This is a genomic window from Candidatus Ozemobacteraceae bacterium (assembly GCA_035373905.1).
Lineage (GTDB): Bacteria > Muiribacteriota > Ozemobacteria > Ozemobacterales > Ozemobacteraceae > MWAR01.
Map to the genome: position 1 here is coordinate 16656 of DAOSOK010000034.1, position 16431 is coordinate 33086.

The 16431-nt window shown below is 63.4% G+C and carries 12 protein-coding genes; 8 read left to right on the forward strand and 4 right to left on the reverse strand.

The features are described 5' to 3' along the window. Positions 1-21: 21 nt before the first annotated feature. Positions 22-834 (forward strand): TIGR00282 family metallophosphoesterase, encoded by an 813-nt coding sequence (locus PLU72_15600; GenBank protein HOT29599.1) that lies wholly within the window; start codon positions 22-24, stop codon positions 832-834. Between the two features lie 25 nt (positions 835-859). On the opposite strand, the gene PLU72_15605 is transcribed toward PLU72_15600, so the two are convergent. Then, positions 860-1189, reverse strand: a complete 330-nt coding sequence (locus PLU72_15605) for a thioredoxin domain-containing protein (protein ID HOT29600.1) — start codon at positions 1187-1189, stop codon at positions 860-862. Positions 1190-1290: 101 nt separating this feature from the next. Between PLU72_15605 and PLU72_15610 the strand changes: the two genes are divergently transcribed. From PLU72_15610 to PLU72_15640, 7 genes are read left to right on the forward strand one after another with little or no spacing between them, the layout of a single operon-like run. After that, positions 1291-2172: a hypothetical protein gene (locus PLU72_15610; GenBank protein ID HOT29601.1), complete on the forward strand. Its 882-nt coding sequence runs from the start codon at positions 1291-1293 to the stop codon at positions 2170-2172. After that, complete coding sequence (locus PLU72_15615) at positions 2169-2957, forward strand: hypothetical protein (GenBank protein HOT29602.1); 789 nt, start codon at positions 2169-2171, stop codon at positions 2955-2957. The genes PLU72_15610 and PLU72_15615 overlap by 4 nt, the downstream gene beginning before the upstream one ends. Before the next feature lies 1 nt (position 2958). Continuing rightward, entirely contained in the window at positions 2959-4164 is a 1206-nt protein-coding gene (locus PLU72_15620) for an endonuclease NucS (protein HOT29603.1), read from the forward strand. Then, positions 4151-7321 (forward strand): tetratricopeptide repeat protein, encoded by a 3171-nt coding sequence (locus PLU72_15625; GenBank protein HOT29604.1) that lies wholly within the window; start codon positions 4151-4153, stop codon positions 7319-7321. The genes PLU72_15620 and PLU72_15625 overlap by 14 nt, the downstream gene beginning before the upstream one ends. Before the next feature lie 28 nt (positions 7322-7349). After that, a complete protein-coding gene (locus PLU72_15630) occupies positions 7350-8375 on the forward strand; it encodes a sensor histidine kinase (protein ID HOT29605.1) in 1026 nt (341 codons plus the stop codon). Between the two features lie 16 nt (positions 8376-8391). Next, a complete protein-coding gene (locus PLU72_15635; protein HOT29606.1) occupies positions 8392-10686 on the forward strand; it encodes an ATP-binding protein in 2295 nt (764 codons plus the stop codon). Further along, positions 10683-12182, forward strand: a complete 1500-nt coding sequence (locus tag PLU72_15640) for a sigma-54 dependent transcriptional regulator (protein ID HOT29607.1) — start codon at positions 10683-10685, stop codon at positions 12180-12182. Before PLU72_15635 ends, PLU72_15640 begins: the two co-directional genes overlap by 4 nt. A 17-nt stretch (positions 12183-12199) precedes the next feature. On the opposite strand, the gene PLU72_15645 is transcribed toward PLU72_15640, so the two are convergent. The 3 genes from PLU72_15645 to PLU72_15655 are packed head-to-tail and all read right to left on the reverse strand — an operon-like array spanning position 12200 to position 16392. Next, complete coding sequence (locus PLU72_15645; GenBank protein HOT29608.1) at positions 12200-13471, reverse strand: PAS domain-containing sensor histidine kinase; 1272 nt, start codon at positions 13469-13471, stop codon at positions 12200-12202. Beyond that, the gene (locus tag PLU72_15650) at positions 13468-15972 is read right to left on the reverse strand and encodes a tetratricopeptide repeat protein (protein HOT29609.1); all 2505 of its coding nucleotides are present in this window, start codon (positions 15970-15972) and stop codon (positions 13468-13470) included. The genes PLU72_15645 and PLU72_15650 overlap by 4 nt, the downstream gene beginning before the upstream one ends. A 3-nt stretch (positions 15973-15975) precedes the next feature. After that, on the reverse strand, positions 15976-16392 hold the full coding sequence (locus PLU72_15655) for a DUF192 domain-containing protein (GenBank protein ID HOT29610.1): 417 nt from the start codon (positions 16390-16392) through the stop codon (positions 15976-15978). Between the last annotated feature and the right edge of the window lie 39 nt (positions 16393-16431).

Consider the following 16431-nt stretch of genomic DNA (forward strand, 5'->3'; position numbering starts at 1 on the left):
GAATGAGGGCGGTGAGGGTCGATGCGTGTACTTATACTAGGTGATATATATGGGAAGCCGGGGCGCCGCGCCGCATGCGAGCTGGCCGGAATACTGCGGGAACGATGGGGAGCGGACTGGGTCGTCGCGAACGGCGAGAACGCGACGGCAGGCGCCGGCCTTTCCACGCGTCACCGGAACGGCCTTCTGGCGGCCGGGATCGACCTGCTCACGAGCGGCAATCACATCTTCGCCCGGCCCGACTGGGCCGATCTGCTGAAAGGCGACGGCGACAAGGTTCTTCGGCCGCACAACCTGGGAGGCGATGCCTTGCCCGGAAAGGGATGGGCCGTCCTGGGCGCCGGTACGCCGCTGGCTCTGGGCATCATCAATCTTGCGGGGCGCGTGTTCATGGAACCCGGCGAATGCCCGTTCAGGACGGCCGACAGGCTGCTGGGGCTGCTCCCCCCGGGAATACCCGCGCTGGTCGACATTCACGCCGAAGCCACATCCGAGAAAATCGCCCTGGGCTGGTATCTCGACGGTCGGGCGGCGGCCGTCGTCGGGTCGCACACCCACGTCCAGACCTCGGACGAGCGAATCCTGCCCGGCGGCACGGCCTATATCACGGATCTCGGAATGACGGGGCCGCGCGACGGCATACTCGGCGTGGACAGACAACTGGTGATAGACCGGTTCTGCCGGGGATTCAGCGACAAGTTCCGGCCGGCGCTCGGCGAGGTCGTTCTCGAGGGCGTCGTGATCGAGATCGGTTCCGACGGGAAAGCCGTCTCGATCCGCCGGCTGCGCGAAACCGGTCCCGCGGCGACCGCTGCCGATGACGGCGATGGATGAGTCGGGAATGGAATTGCCCCGCGCCTCAGGCCTCGGGCGGCTGGAGCAGTTGCTCGATGCAGGCGCGCAGGAAGTCCTCGGGCTGGTAGCCGGGAAGCGCTTCGATGAGCTCGCCCCGGGCGAACAGCAGGACCCCCGGAAGCGTCCGGACCTCAAAACGGTCTGCGAGGATCTCGTCGGTGTCGACGTCGACCGTTCCGATCGTCGCTTTTCCGGCGTAGTCGGCGGCGAGTTTTTCGAGCAGGGCCGCCTGGAGCATGGACGGCCTGCACCAGCCGGCGACGAAGCCGACGACGGCCACGGATTGGGGATCGAGAGCGGTTGCGTCGAAATCACCGGAGGTAAAACGTTTCATGAGAAGGCCGCCGTTTCGGATGCGATTTGTCGCGTGATGCGACTTCCGGTATAATACCACACGCGTATATCTGAGCAGAGGCTCTGGAGGAACCTGAAAACGTGGAATTGCGAAAGATGCTGACGGCCGCCCGGGAAACCCTTGCGGGGTGGGGGGCCGTCGAGCTGCCGCCGTATCCCGGGATTCTTCCGAGCGGGTGGCTGCACCCGGACCTCTTTTCGAGGCAGATCGCCGGGAAGGACGGCCAGTTTTTCACCATGCAACCCGTCATCGAGGGCGGCTGTGGTTGCCGTCGGAAAGGCGGGGCGGTCGGAACGCTCGTCTGGTGGCGCCGGCCTTTTTCGGCGGCCTGGATCTCGCGCCTTCCGGAGCTTCTCGCGGCTTTGCAGCCCGGCGGGGACACCCCCGCAACCGCCGGCTACGAAACGATCGGCCGAACCGTCCAGCCAGGGGTTTGGGGCGAGGGCGGCTGCGCCTGGGACGTCCTCTGGAAAGGATGCCGGATCGGGGAGGTTCGCGTCATTTCGCAGGTTGCGGGGGTGCGAGCGGATCCTCCTGCGGGCGTCGCCGTACTGAATCTCGAATCGATCGCGGCCGTCTGGAAGGGAGATCCATCGCTCGACACCGTCTGTTGGGATGGCGCGGTCATGACGTCGGACATCGTTGCCTGGCGGTTTTCCGGTATCTGTTTCGACGGGGGCCCCGAAACGCCGCTCAGGATCGCCCAGGCCCGCTGGGAACGAATCCGCGCGGTAGGCGAAGCGGCGCTTGCTGGAAACCGCTGGCTCGACGCTTTCGTTCCTCTGCTCGAGGGAACGTCGCTTCTTTCTGAGGCCGCCGTTGCGGGACCCGCCCTCGACGGTTTCCGGCAGGCATGCGAGGGCGCGCTGAAGACGATGTGCCGCCGGCTCGTCCAGAGCGTTCCGCGGCCGGACTCCCCGGCGCTCGCGCAGCGCGGGGCGAAGGAGGCGGTCCTTCGATGAGCCGCGGTTTCTATAGGCATATATATATAATAATCATCATTTTGCTTGCCGGGGCTCCGGCCGGCGCCGTCGACATGACGCCCGATCTTCTGTTCAGCCAGTTGGAGGAACGGACGGAGCAGGTGTTTTCCCTCGTCGCGCATGTCCGCCTTTCCTCCGCCCGGGGGACGGTGCTCGCCCGCCTGTCGATCCAGAGCCCGGACAAGTTCGAGATGGACATCGACGACGGCGAATTCCGCGTCCTGTTCGACGGCGAACGCCTCTGGGTCTACATTTCCCGGCTCAACGAAGTGATGACGCTGGACACCGCCGGAAGCGGAGGATTCGTGTCCGAGGCTCTGCGGCAGTGGGTGAATCCCCGGGAGATCGTCACGAAAATCACGCGTCGGACGATGTTCACCTTTTTCGATATCGAGATGGGTGCTCCGCTCGCTTCGGGCGGATGGCACATGACGTTCAATCCGCGGGCTGGCGGCATCTGGCGCCGGATCTTCGAGGTCGGCACCTACGGCATGGATTTCGCCTCCGGCACCTGCCTGCCGACGAAGGTCATCGAATACGCGCCCGACGGCACGGAGCGGGGGACGCTCGATGTCCTCGACTATACGTTCAACGAACAGCTTCCGAAGGAACGGTTCGTCTACGAGCCCGCCTCCGGCGTCGTCCAGATACCGATTTCGAAGGTCCTCATCGACAAGCTCGATGACGGCAAGCAGTATGTGATCGACCACATCGGCAGTTGGATAGGTGAGATAAAAAAGTCGTTCAGCGAATGGGGTTTTTGAGATGGCAGAATACAGAAAATTCGTGACCCCCGAGGAAGTCCGCACCGGAAACCTCGTCTGGGATGAAGAGCATGACGCCGATCTGCGCCGGGTTCTGCCGGCGAGTCTGATGTTCGATATGGTGTTCGACGGCCGAAAGGTCGAACACCTTGCGGCCGCCTGGGAACGGCGGGAACTCGCGATCGGAGAGCCGCTGACGAAGATCGCCGCCGGTTCCGAAATCGTCCTGTATCCGGCTTCCGATCGTGGTACCACGGTCATCTGCCGCGTGACGGCGCCCGGCGATGCGATGGTCGTGCGGAAACGCCTCTCGATGAACGAGCACAAACACCGGTATCTGAAATGGTACGCCCGCGAAGACGAATTGTACCGCCGGCTGTTTCCGGAAACCGAGCCGTTCGTCATCGAGATTGGCGGCCGGCGCGTTCCGGGCCATGCCCCCGACTTCGAAAAACGGCAACTGATCATCGGCGAGGCCATCCGTCTGTTCCAGCCGGGCGACAACCTGCTCGTGCGCTGGAGCCGCGATAACGACGAACGGGTGCTGTCGATCAGCAGGGAGGAGATTCCGTGCAGTCTCGCGCGTGACGCGATGATGTCGCTGCGCCTCATGGTCACCCGGTTGATTGCCCGCCCCCTCAGCGAATTCAACGAGGGCGACGTGAAGGGGCTGATCCTTCTGCTCGACGAGAACAAGAACCTGTGGGAGCGTTATTCCCAGGTCAAGGAGGAGAACGAGAAGCTCAAGGAGCAGATCTCGACGATCGAGTCCGTTTTCGAGCAGTTCACGAGGAACACGTTTTTCAGCTGCAAGCGCGATTTCGAGGAGTGGGTCGCCGGCCACATGAGCTTGTTTGAAAAGGGGATCCGGCTGATTCATCGCGACTACGCCGTCATCGTGAAGGAAGGGAAGAAGCGCCGGATCGACCTGCTGTGCCAGGATCGCAAAGGCGTGCTGGTGGCGGTCGAGGTCGTGTTCAATCCCTCGGTCGAGGATCTCGAGGAGACGCTCAGGTTGCTTGAATGGCTCAAAGGCAATATCGCGAGTTTCGGAAACGAGTTGACGGGGGGCAAGATGAAGGCTACGTCGATACGCGGCATGGTCGTCACCAACCGTGAGAAGCCGGAACTCGTCGAGAGATGCCTCCAGAACGGCATCAAACTGTGCGTCGTGACGAGCGGGTGCGTGATCGATGTCATCGAATGACCCGCGGAGCGCCCGCCGCATGACGGGGGAGGAGATGCCCGGCACCGAGTCGAGGGACGACGGGTGGGTCGATACGCTGCGCCGGGAGCGGTTGCGGCGTTCCGTGAGAAACCCGGGCCTCGCCGCGCTGATGTCGTTCTGCGTCATGGGCCTGGGGCAGATCTACGCGGGACATATCGACCGCGGCATCATCCTGATGATGATGCATCTGGCGACGGCCATCAGCGGCTACAGCCTGTATACGAGGGGGTTCCTCTACGATATGGTGGCGCCCCATTTCGGGCCGGCCGCCATCGTCGCCGTGGCGTATGTCGCCGGCGTCGTTATAATATTGGCATGGATATATAATATAAAGGATGCCTATTACCGGTCGCTGTTCTCGGGCCTTCGCGACTGGTTCGAGGTGGAACGCGTGCTCATCCCGCATCTCAAGGACGGCGGCGCGAGCCATCTGCTGGGCGCTCCGGTGCCGCCCCGGGCGCGGCTTACGGGACCATCCGCCGCGAGGACGGAAGCCGCCGAAGAGGCCGACGAAGCGACGGTGATCGAGGTCGCGCGGCAGGAAAACGCGACCGTGGCCCGGTCGGCCGGAACGACGTCCGACGATGCCGGCGAGGTCGTTTCGCCGAAGGAGCAGTCGAAGAAAAAACGGTCCAGGCGGACGTCCGACAAACCGGCCGCCGCCATGGCCGATGCCCTCGAAGAGGCGACCGGCGTGGGGCGGAACTGGCGCTTCACCCTCGGGCTTCTCGTCATTTTTCTTCTCGTCGGCGTCTGGATGTTCAACAGGCAACACTGGAATTTCGAGGATCTCCGACCGTCTTCGACCCTTTTCTCCATCAGCACCGACGCCGAATCGGCAACCGGAAGCGGGGTGATACGCGCCGGCATGGACCAGCGCATGGCGATGCGCCGTGCAGTTGGTTTCCTCGAAACCGGTTCCGTAACCGCGGCGATCGGTGCGTTCGAGGAGATCGTGAAGAGGCCGGATGCTCCGGTCGAAGCGTGGAAGGGGCTTCTTCGCGCCTATCACCGTGACGAGCGGATGGGGGCCTACGAGGACGCTCTCGTTCGGTATCTGAAAGCGTTCCCCGACGACGCCGACGAGTGGGTGACGCTTGGAAAACTCCAATACGACCGGCGGGCGTACGTCGAGGCGTCCAGATCGATGCTGAAATGTCTCGCAAAAGATCCGGCGCATCTTCGCGGTAATTATATGATGGGTGCTATATATCGCGAGCTCGGCCTCGCCGAGGACGCCATTCCCCACCTGCGCAAGGCGCAATCGGGCGATCCCCTGAACCCCGAGTTCAATCGCGAACTGGGGGCGGCGTTCCTGGAGGCGCACGACCTCAAAAACGCCAGACGTCATCTGGAAAAGGCTCTCAGCATCGACCAGCAGGACGAGGTCGCCCAGCGACTGCTCGAAGACGTCGATGCCGAGGAGCGGCGGACCGGCGCTGGGATTTCCGGTGGCGTCGGATACGGCGGAACTCCCTGGGTCGCAGCTGCCCCGTTCTCCCCCGGAGCCGGCATGGAACAGTCGCTGCCTCCGGCCATCGTCCCGGCGCAGGATGCCGCTCCGGCAGTTTCCGCGGCGCCCGCGCCTTCCCAGCAGACGATTCCCGCCAGAACGACGATAACGCCGCAGGACGATGGCGGTCCGCGCGGACGAGGCGTGGTGCTGTACGTCGCTCCCGGTCTGAAGGGTGGGCAGGCACTTCCCGACCTCCCCGATACGCTCCTGAAGACGGGAACGTCTGGCCCGGTTCGGGGGCCCGACGAACCTCCGGCGAATCCGGTGTTTGCGGGGCTTTCGAATCCTTCTCCGGAACTGTTCCGGAAGACCCCACCCGCCTCCGAACCGCGGGCAGATGCGGCAGCATCTCCCGTGGCCGCATCAGCCACGACGGTTCCAGAGCCGGCGATCGCTTCGCACGCCGCGGCAGAGCCCCCCCCTGAGGCGGCGAAAGAGACGCCCCGGGCCGAGCCGAAAACGCCCGAACGCGTCGCCGTTTCGCCGGAACCCCAGAAAAAAACCGTGCCCGAGCCGAAGAAGACCCAGGAGGACCTGCTCGCGAACGCCGAAGCCGTGCCGGATGCCGCCTCGCCGAAGTCCCCGTCGCAGACGGCTTCCGGCGAGGCCGCGAAGATGCCGGCGGCCGTTTCCCAGAAGGAAGCCGTGGAGGTTTCCCCGCTCGAAAAACAGCGGATCCGGGGGGTGAACGCCTATCTGCGAGGCCGTTGGGAAGCGGCTCTCCCCGAGCTGCTGGGGTATCTCAAAAAGAAAGAAGACCCCGACGTCTATGAGATGGTCGGCCTGATTTTCCAGAAACTGGGCTCGCACGACGATGCCTATGAAGCCAGTAAACGAGCCTCTCAGCTCGGAATGCGCGAGCCGGCCTTCATCGCACGGCTCGGACTGATGGCCGCCGGTCTCGGAAAATGGGAGGACGGGACCAGGTATCTCAGCGATGCTCTCCAGAAGCTTCCGCACCGGATCGACCTCAGATTGCATCTGGCGCGATGTCTGCGGAACAGCGGCGATACGGACGCCGCGCGGATCGAACTCGGGAAGGTGCTGAACGAGCCGAACCAGACGTATGCCATCCGGCGCCGGGCGGAACAGGAAATGGAGCAGCTCGGCATACGCATCCATCCCGTCGGGCCCGGGAATAAGGCGCCAGAACCACGGGATTCCGGCAAAGACGCCGAGCCGAAGACGCCGGCAAAACCGGCAGCGTCGAGGAATCCTTCCGGTTCCGCCCCGCCAGGCCCTTCCGCGGCGAAGGCGCCGTCCGGCATTGTTCCGGCGAACGAACCGGGAAAGCCGGTCGCGTCCAAACAGCCGGCCGGTGACCGCCCGATATCCGTCTCGAAGCAATCGGCCGGTGACCGCCCGGTATCCGTCCCTGTGAAGCCTGCGGTGCCGAAACCGGCGGTAAGCGTCGCCGCGCCGAACGTATCCTCGCCTGCCGCGCGTCCGCAGACTGCTCCTGCGAAGAAGATCCTCTTTCGGAGCGACGCGGCGGGATCCGCCCTGGGTACCGTCCTGTTCCAGAAACCTCTCTCGTTTGGCAAGCCGATCGGGGCGGCATCCGGCACCGGGGACTCGCTTGCGGCCCCGCCGGACGCCGGAGCTCCGACCCGCTGGTGATGACTACTCGAACCGGAGGCCTCCTGCCGTGTCTGATACCGTGAAGAATACGCTCTCCAAGGAAATGATCGCGATCAAGAGCGGTCTCGGTGAAATCGCCGAGTTGGTCGACAACTGGATTCTGTCCCTGACCGGGGAAAAAGAGCGGCGGCAGCGTCTCGAGGAAGTCGCGCTCATCATCCGCGAACGCGGCTCCGGCCTCTCAGGGGCTGACCGCGACACTTGTCTCGCCCATCTGGGCGCCATTCTCGGGAGCAGCGACACTCAGATGATCTCCTCGGTGGGATACCGACTGAAGCTGCAGGCGATGTTCAAGGAACGCACGGAGTGGCTCCAGACAAGGCTGGACACGCTTCTCAAACAGGTGGGAAAATTTCTCGACACCCAAAAGAGCGACGGCGTGGCCCCGCCGACGATCGGCGTCGTCCGAGCCCAGGAGGAGGAACGCCGCCGGATCTCTCGCGAGATTCACGACGGGCCTGCACAGAGCCTCGCGAGCCTGACGATGCGCATCAACTTCTGTCTCGAGCATCTCGCCGACCGCGAGATTCTTCAGAAGGAACTTCTCGATCTGAAGGATGCCGTCGGACGGAGTTTGAAAGATATCAGACGCTTTATATTTGACCTGAGACCCATGGCGCTGGACGACCTGGGGCTCATTCCGACCCTGGAGCAGTTCCTGGCCGGCTTCAAGGGGCGGTCGGGCATCAACGTCTTCATCGACATCGAAGGGGAGAGGGCTCCGCTCGCTCCTGATACCGAGCTGGCGATCTTTCGGGTCATTCAGGAGGCGGTCAACAACGCTCATCGTCACGCCTCGGCCAAGTCGATCCATGCGTTCCTGAGCTTCAATCCGTCTCTCAACAGGCTGAGCGGGGTCGTGAAGGACGACGGCAAGGGCTTCGACGCCAAGGCGATCCGAAAAAATTACGCGTCGCTCAAGAAACTCGGCCTCCTGAGCATGGAAGAGCGCATCCTGCTCGCCGGCGGCGACTTCGACATCGTTTCGAACCCGGGCGAGGGAACCGTCGTTTCCTTCTGGGTCCCCCTGTGAATCTCGCATTCCGTCCATGAACTGGTTCCCGCCGCGGCGGCTTCAGAGCGCCCTCATTTTCTACGTCGCGGGAATCATCCTGTTCACCAACTGCTTTTTTGCGATCACGACCATCTCCCGTGAGAATCTGACGTATCTCGGCGATGCCACGGGGAACGCCTTGTTCCTCGGAAAGATCCTGCAGGAGCCGGCGTTTCAGTTCCTTGCCGAGGGCGACGCCTCGCGCCTGGAAGCCATCGCGGCCGCCCGCGAGGAGAACATGAAGAACATCCTCGTAACGATCTACGATCAGAACTGGTGGCGCAGATGGGGCGACAAGGAGAGAATTTCCGACCGCGGCTTCCCGCCGGTCAAAAGCCTGCGTGACGGCCTCATTCAGGAAGGCGTCGCCGGCGTGACGGCGAGAGAAATATATCTTCCGATATCTTCCGGCGGCGCCCCCATTGGGGCCATCGGCCTCGGCGTGCCGGACTTCGGGGCGAGAAACACGGGAGAGGCCGCGTTTCAGGTGTTCCTGACGCTCGGGGTCAACGTCTGTCTCGGCCTGATCCTCGCCGTGTTCATCGCGCAGATCGTATTGCGACCGATATACCAGGTCGTCGAGGGTCTCCATGCGATCAGAGAGGGCGATTTCGGCCAGCGGCTCCACGTCATCGGCGGCAACGAGTTGACGATGGTCGGCGAGACGTTCAACATGATGGCCTCGTCCCTCCAGGACAAAATCCGCGAAAACCTCGAGCGGACGCGCGCCCTCGACGAGAAGGTGCAGGAACTGTGGGAAATTTACTCCCTCGCCAAGGACATGGGGTTTTCTCTCGATCTCAACGACGTGCTCAAGGGGTTCCTGGAGCGGGCCGTCACCCTGTCGTTTTCCTCCTACGGCCAGCTGCTGCTGAGGCGGGGTCCGGCGGGGCACCTGGAGATGCAGGTCGAAACCCCGTCGTTTCCACGCATCCTTCGCGAAGAATACGAGAACAGCCTGAAAACCTGCCTCGCGAAGAGCGAACCGGTCGAGTGCATGACGGCCCGCCACACCCTGCTGGTGGTTCCTCTCGTGACCGGGCGGCAGATCCAGGGCGTGCTGTTCCTCGCAAAACACGGGAACCGAGCGTATTCGGAAGGAGTCAGGCGGTTTCTCGAAACGCTGGCGCCGCTCGGCGGCACGTTGATCGAGAACGCCCAGCTGTACATGGACGTTCTCGAGATGAAGGAATACGTCAGAAACGTCCTGAACAGCGTCGATTCCGGCGTCGCGACCCTCGACGGAAGCGGCACGCTCGTCACCGTCAACGCCAGCTTCATGCGGATTCTCGGATTGAAGTCGGGCGAACCCGTGAATGCTCCCTGGAGCGAGGTGGTCGACAGGGCCGGCGATCCCGAGTTCTCAGCCGCGCTGAGCCATGTGCTCGGGGAACCGATCCCCGGCGGCAGGGGAGGGGGAGCTGCCGAATCGGGCTATGGAAGCGCGCCCTGGAGCCAGATCACCCTCCGGCGGCCGGGGGGCGAGGAGTGCGAACTCCAGGTCAGGGTGAACCCCCTGGTTGCCGGGGATGCGATCATCGGGCGCGTGCTGGTTCTTGACGACGTTACCGAGATGAAGGCCCTCGAGCGTAGGGCGTTCGACATCGAGAAGTGGGCTGTTCTCGGAAAGCTGGCGGCCTCCGTCGCTCACGAAATACGCAACCCGCTCGTTGCCGTGAGAAGCCTGGTTGAGATCATTGGCGAGGAAGTCAGCGGGGATTCGCTGAATCACGTCAAAGTCGTGCTCGGCGAAGTCCATCGCCTGAACAAGGTCGTCGAACAACTCCTGCACTTCTCCAAGCCGGAAAAGGCGAATCTGCGCGAGGCGGATCTGAAAGAGGTCGTCGAGGAACTCCTCCTGCTCGTGCGGCATGAGGCGGGAAGATGCGGCGCGAATATCGTTCGGAACTGGCCTGAGACGCCGATTTATGCTACAATCGACCGTGAGAAGATCAAGCAGGCCCTGTTGAACGTCATGCTCAATGCGATCCAGTCTATGGAACACGGAGGAACCCTCACGGTGAATGTCCTTCCCCAGGCCGATGAAATCGTCATCGAACTTCGGGACGAAGGCGCCGGAATCCCCCCCGAGTGCGCGAAGCGCATCTTCGATCCCTTTTTCACGACGCGCCCCAACGGAACGGGCCTCGGCCTTGCGATCACGAAGAAAATCGTGGACCTCCACCAGGGGAGCATCTCCGTCGATTCCGAACCCGGCAGGGGAACATGTGTGCGCATCGAACTGCCCGTGACCTCGAAGCCCTCTCCTGACGCGGTGCTGCCGGCATGAGCGAACCTCGCGATTCCAAACAGGCTTGGCCGCGCCAGCCCGCCATTCTCGTCGTCGACGACGAGGAGTCGGTCCGGTATACCCTGGAGGCGGTCCTCAAGCCCGAGGGATACACGATCGCGGCGGCCCGTTCCGTCGCCGAGGCCCTCGACCGCATCGCCGGCGAGTCGTTCGACCTCATCATCTCCGACATGAACATGCCGGGCGCCTCTGGGCTCGAACTGCTCGACGCCGTCAAAAAGCGCGATGCCGAAGCCCTCGTGATCCTCATCACCGCCTACGGCTCCGAGGCGCTCGCCGTCGACGCGATGAAGCGCGGCGCCTACGACTACCTGGCCAAGCCATTCGCGAACGACGAGCTCAAGCTCACGGTCCGCAGGGCGCTCGAACGGTGTCGTCTCCGCCGGGAAAACCTGATCCTGCGTCAGAGGCTCCATGAGCGCGAGGGCCTTGCCACGATCATCGGCGCCCACGAGAGCATGCAGCGCGTCTACGATCTCATCGAGCGCGTCGCGCCAAACGACGTCACCGTCCTCATCACCGGCGAGTCCGGAACGGGCAAGGAACTCGTCGCCGACGCGATTCACTCGCTCAGTTCGCGCAGGGACGGGCCGTTCATCCGCGTGAACTGCGCCGCTCTGCCCGAAACCCTCATCGAAAGCGAATTGTTCGGCTACGAGCGCGGCGCGTTCAGCGGCGCCGTCGCCCGCCGCATCGGCAAATTCGAACTGGCCGACAACGGCACGATTTTCCTCGACGAAATCGGCGACATGTCGCTGACGACCCAGACGAAGATCCTTCGCATCCTCCAGGAGCAGGAGTTCGAGCGCCTCGGCGGACAGAGCGTCATCAAGGTGAACGTGCGGGTGCTGGCCGCCACGAATCGCGACCTCACCAAGGCGATCCGGGAGAATCACTTCCGCGAGGATCTCTTCTACCGCCTCAACGTCGTGAACATCCATCTTCCCCCGCTGCGGGAACGCCGCAGCGATATCACGATGCTGGTTCAGCACTTCGCCGCCCGCATCCTGAAAAAGTTCAACAAGAAGCCGATGACGTTCTCGGATGCGTTCATGGCCCGCCTGGTCCAGTATGCCTGGCCGGGCAACGTCCGGGAACTCCAGAACCTGGTCGAACGTGTCATCATCCTCGAAGACGAGAGCATGTTCCAAAACAACTCGACCCTCGTGCCGATGCGCGCGAAGCTAGATAACGACAGTTATATAAATGATAGTATTCTCGCCATGCCCTACAAGGAGGCCAAGGAGATCATCCTCAGGAGCTTCGAGAAACGCTTTTTCGAAAATCTTCTCGCGAAGGCCAGGGGAAACGTCTCGCAGGCCGCCCGCCTGGCGCAGATGCACCGAAAGAACCTGTATCTCAAGCTGAAGGAGCTCGAACTCGTCCGACCGGGCGACGCATCGGAGCATACAGACGAACACGACGACGCCGACCTTCCGGCGAACGAACCGGACCGCGATCCGCCGGCTTTCTGAGCGGGCCTTTCTCCCGTCTACTCCTGCGGATTGGAAATCGCGGAGAGCTTCGCCGAGGATTTCTTCTGAGCGATCCTGAGACTGAATCGCGCCGTGGTGCCGTGGCGGTCCTCGCTCGACAACTCGAGCCGGGAACCGTGCCCGTGAAGGATCTTCTCGACGATCGCCAGGCCGAGGCCCATGCCCCCCGTTCGGCGGGTGTCGGAGGTGTCGGTCTGGAAAAACGGTTCTTTCACGCGCTCGATATGCCTTCCGTCGATCCCGATGCCGGTGTCGACGATCTCGACCGTCACATACCGCTCGTCGGCGGTGGCCTTCACCGTGATGGTGCCGCCCTGAGGCGTGAACTTCACCGCGTTGTCCAGAAGGTTCAGGATGACGCGATGAATCAGGCCGGCGTCGAAGAGGGCGCGCGGCAGTTCCGCCTGGATCTCCTGGACGATGGTGATCTGCTTGGCGCTCGCCATCGGCATGACCACCTGGATCATCTCTTCGAGGACGGTGCCGATGCGCTGTGGGATGAAGTCGAATCGCATGGTTCCGGCTTCCATGCGGGCGAAATCGAGGAGCTGGGAAAGCAATTCGTTCAATCGCGAAGCGTTCTTGAGGGAGATCGTCACGGCGTTGGTCTGTTTATCCGTCAGGGGGCCGAGCCGCTCCGACGCCATCAGGTCGAGATACCCGGTGATCGAGACGAGTGGGGTTTTGAGCTCGTGGCCGCAGATGGCGAGAAACTCCGATTTGAGTCGATCCAGCTCGGCCATGCGCCGCACGCTCGATTCGGCGTTTTCAACCGCGCTCTGAAGGCGGTGGCGCAGGTCTTCCGCCTCTGTGACGTCCGTGACCGAGAGCATGATCAGGAACCCCCCCGGCGAGGAAGCGGCGAACCGGCTCAGGTTGATGATCACGGGGGTCGTGCCGGTCGCCCCGACCCGCTGGATCTGCGTGCGGAAAATCAGCGGCCGGTCCGTCGGATGCGGCATGACGCCGAACAGCATGCGGACGATCGGATGATCCGGTGGGAAGGCCGGCAGGTCCGTCAGAAGCCGATGGAGCGCCTGGCGCTCGGAAATCCCCGTCAACTCCGCCATCCAGCGGTTCCAGAAGAGGACCCCCCCTTCGGGGTCGATCAGGGCGATACCGTGATACGGCTGGTGCAGAGCATGCCGCAGGGAGTCGGCAGCGTGATACCAGTAGCGCCAGCGCAGCAGGCTGATCAGGAGCAGGACCAACAGGACGCCGGAAAGCGCCAGGGATGGCCAGGAAAAGGGGGCGGGAAGAGCGCTCATCGGGTGTCCGATGCGTTGGGCGTTCCGGACGCGATGACCGTCTCGGATGCCGTCACGGTTCCGGTCGCGGGGACCGCCGTTGCCGATGCGGGCATCGGAGCGTTGCGGTCGGGTGGGCCCCCCGCGATGAACCTGCGCAGGTCGGCCTGCCTCTCTTCGGTCAGAGGGCCCCATTCAGCGGGTGATTGCTCGGCGACGATCTGGAGAAGTTCGCCGGCGCGCTTCATCTGGCCCTTCTTCCAGGCGACGATGCCGAGACTGTGCGTCACCTGGAGAATCTCGCTTAGCAGGGGAGGCTGCTTGGACCGGTAGATCCGGTAGGCGTCCTCGAGCATCTGCTGTGCCCGGTCGAGATCGCCGTTCGTCTCGGCGAGCAGGAACCCGGCGGCGTTCAGATACTTGGGCTCGCTGGCCGTATCCGCCGCGACGGCCTGCTCGAACAGGGCAAGGGCGGCGGTCGCGTTCCCGGCCTTATAGGCTGCAAGTCCGCGCATATACTGGACGGCCGGGGACGAGGCGAGGTTCTGGGGAAGATTGGCAAGAAGAGGCTCGGCATCCTTCCAGTCGCCGTTCTCGGTGTGAAATTCGGCGAGGTGGAGCCGGATGCGGGCTGCCGCGTCGATTTCCTCTTGTTGCCAGGGGGGAACGAGCCGCAGGCCCTCCTCGAAAATTCGGGCCGCCTCGGTTCGTCTGCCCTCGAGAAGGAGAATTCTGCCGAGGAGTTCGTAGCTGAGCGGGTTATGATTGCCGTTCAGGTTCTGCAGGGCGGCGCGATGGGCTTCGAGCAGAAGCCGGTTTTCCAGGGCGAGGCGCGCAATCTCGTATTTCGCGGAAAACGCGTTCGGGCTAAGGGAATCCAGACGTGCGAGCGTTTCCATGGTTCGCTGCGTCCGGCCTTGGCGTTCGCAGGAGAGAGCCAGTCCCCAGAGGGCCTGCAGATGCTGCGGATTCTGCTGCAAGGCGGCCGCGAACGCCCGTTCGGCGGCGTCCGGTTTCTCCGCTTCGAGCAGACGGAGCCCCGAAAACATGTGGCTCTCGACGACGTGGTGCGACGACTGGCATACCCAGGCGCTGACGGCGAACACCGGAAGGAGGAGGAACCAGGCGATCGCGGTGAAGGAAAATCCCCGCCGCCACCGGACATTGCGGAGGCAGAGGGCCTGGTGTAGGCCGACGAGCAGAACCAGCTGAGTCAGCAGGGGCGTGACCGAGAGCGCATTGTTAAAAAGACCATAGTATAAAAGAGCGGCGGCCGGAACGATGGCGGCGCGGGCGATCGAATGCTTCATTCCCGTCGTCGAGGAGGGCCGGACGGGCGGAGAGACGTTCGCCGGAGCCGGGTTGGCCGGATGAGCAGCTGGCGAGACGGTTCCGTCGTCGTCTTCGGGGGGCGGCGCCTGGCGTCGACGCGCATGAACGCCGAAAATCGCGGCGAGAAGGGAACAGGCGGCGAACAGACCGCCCAGCCCCGTTTCGGCCAGAAGATGGACCGGCCAGGCGTGCGGGTCGTCGTTGTAGCGGGACAGGCCGAGTACGGTGCCCAACTGGGGCCGGAACGAGGACAACTGATACGCGGCCGCTCCCGGTCCAATGCCCGTCAGCGGTTGGCGGGCAAACACCTTGAACCCCATGCTCCACTCGAACAGGCGGGTGATCGCCGGGATGTTCGCGCTCGAGGCGCTCGACAGACTGTGCCACGGATAGGACGAGACGCCTATTGATACGGTGCCATATATTGTTATCAAAATAATCGTGGTGATCGAGCCGGCGAGGAGCGGCGTTGTGCGAAGCAGCTTCCCCGGACGGGTTTCCCAGAAGGTGGTGAGATAGAGGATAAGGCCGAAGACGAGGCTGAGCCGGCAGGCGACCATCTGCGTGGCATACATGCCCGCGGCCTGGACGATCGCCGAAACGAACAGGGCAAACCGTCCGGCAGGTGACCAGAGGGCTGGGTCGAGGCAGAGGCCGATCGTCACCAGGCTGGTGGACAACAGGTAGGCGCTGAGATACTGCGGGTTCGAAAGGGTGCCGACGACCCGGTAGAGCGATCCCGGCCAGGTGAGAACGTCGTATCCGAACGCCTGGAACAGCGCGTAGACGGCCATCAGAAGCCCCGAGGCCGATACGAGCATGAGCAGGGGGACGGCGTCCCGATCGCGGAGCATTGCCCGGAGCGCGAACAGGATCAGGAGCAGGCCCCCCCAGAGCAGGCTGATTCTCAGGGCGACGAGATACGACGAGTGCAGGGCGGCTGCCGCAATCGCGATCCAGGCGACGATGCCCGCCGAGAGAAGCGGAAACTGGGGCCGTCGCGGCTGGAACCGTATCCTGACGGCGGCGAGAACGGCGAGACAGACGCTTGCCAGACCGAACATGAGCCAGGACTGATTGAGAAAGGGGTCGTTGACGTCGACGGCGATGATCCACGGGGAAATGGCGAGCGTGACGGCGACGACCAGGCCGGTCGCCCGGAGGAGCGTCTGGAGGACCTGCGGCAGCATCAGCTATTCCGTGCCGAGAAGCGGCAGGGGAATCTCGAGCCTGTCGCCAGGGCGCAGACTCCAAGCATCGACGGTTCCCGATGCCATTTCAAGCCCATACTGGACGAGGCCTGCCGATGTATACCGCGGCAGAAGTGCGTCGCCGATGCCGATGCCGGGTTTCATCCCTTTGATGAACTCGGCGATGCGCAGGTCGGCGTCGAAGAAAATCAGGTCGAGAGGCAGGATGGTGTTTTTCATCCAGAACGACATCCGACGGGGCGCATCGTAGCAGAAGAGCATGCCTTCGTCGGCGCCCAGCGTGGTCCGGAACATCAGTCCGTACATCTGCTGTTGCGCCGTTTTCGCCAGCATCAGGCGGACGGGGCGGCCGGCGAGAGTGGCTTGAACGAAGGGAAGTTCCTGGGGTTGCCCGTGCATAGGTGCCTCCGTGGTTGCTGAAATCGCACCGTTTTCAGG

Bases quoted from the DNA above. Each gene is read 5' to 3' on its own strand.
- PLU72_15650 (HOT29609.1), bottom strand. From the start codon at position 15,972: ATGCTGCCGCAGGTCCTCCAGACGCTCCTCCGGGCGACCGGCCTGGTC.
- PLU72_15625 (HOT29604.1), top strand. From the start codon at position 4,151: ATGTCATCGAATGACCCGCGGAGCGCCCGCCGCATGACGGGGGAGGAG.
- PLU72_15600 (HOT29599.1), top strand. From the start codon at position 22: ATGCGTGTACTTATACTAGGTGATATATATGGGAAGCCGGGGCGCCGC.
- PLU72_15605 (HOT29600.1), bottom strand. From the start codon at position 1,189: ATGAAACGTTTTACCTCCGGTGATTTCGACGCAACCGCTCTCGATCCC.
- PLU72_15620 (HOT29603.1), top strand. From the start codon at position 2,959: ATGGCAGAATACAGAAAATTCGTGACCCCCGAGGAAGTCCGCACCGGA.
- PLU72_15645 (HOT29608.1), bottom strand. From the start codon at position 13,471: ATGAGCGCTCTTCCCGCCCCCTTTTCCTGGCCATCCCTGGCGCTTTCC.
- PLU72_15655 (HOT29610.1), bottom strand. From the start codon at position 16,392: ATGCACGGGCAACCCCAGGAACTTCCCTTCGTTCAAGCCACTCTCGCC.
- PLU72_15615 (HOT29602.1), top strand. From the start codon at position 2,169: ATGAGCCGCGGTTTCTATAGGCATATATATATAATAATCATCATTTTG.
- PLU72_15640 (HOT29607.1), top strand. From the start codon at position 10,683: ATGAGCGAACCTCGCGATTCCAAACAGGCTTGGCCGCGCCAGCCCGCC.
- PLU72_15635 (HOT29606.1), top strand. From the start codon at position 8,392: ATGAACTGGTTCCCGCCGCGGCGGCTTCAGAGCGCCCTCATTTTCTAC.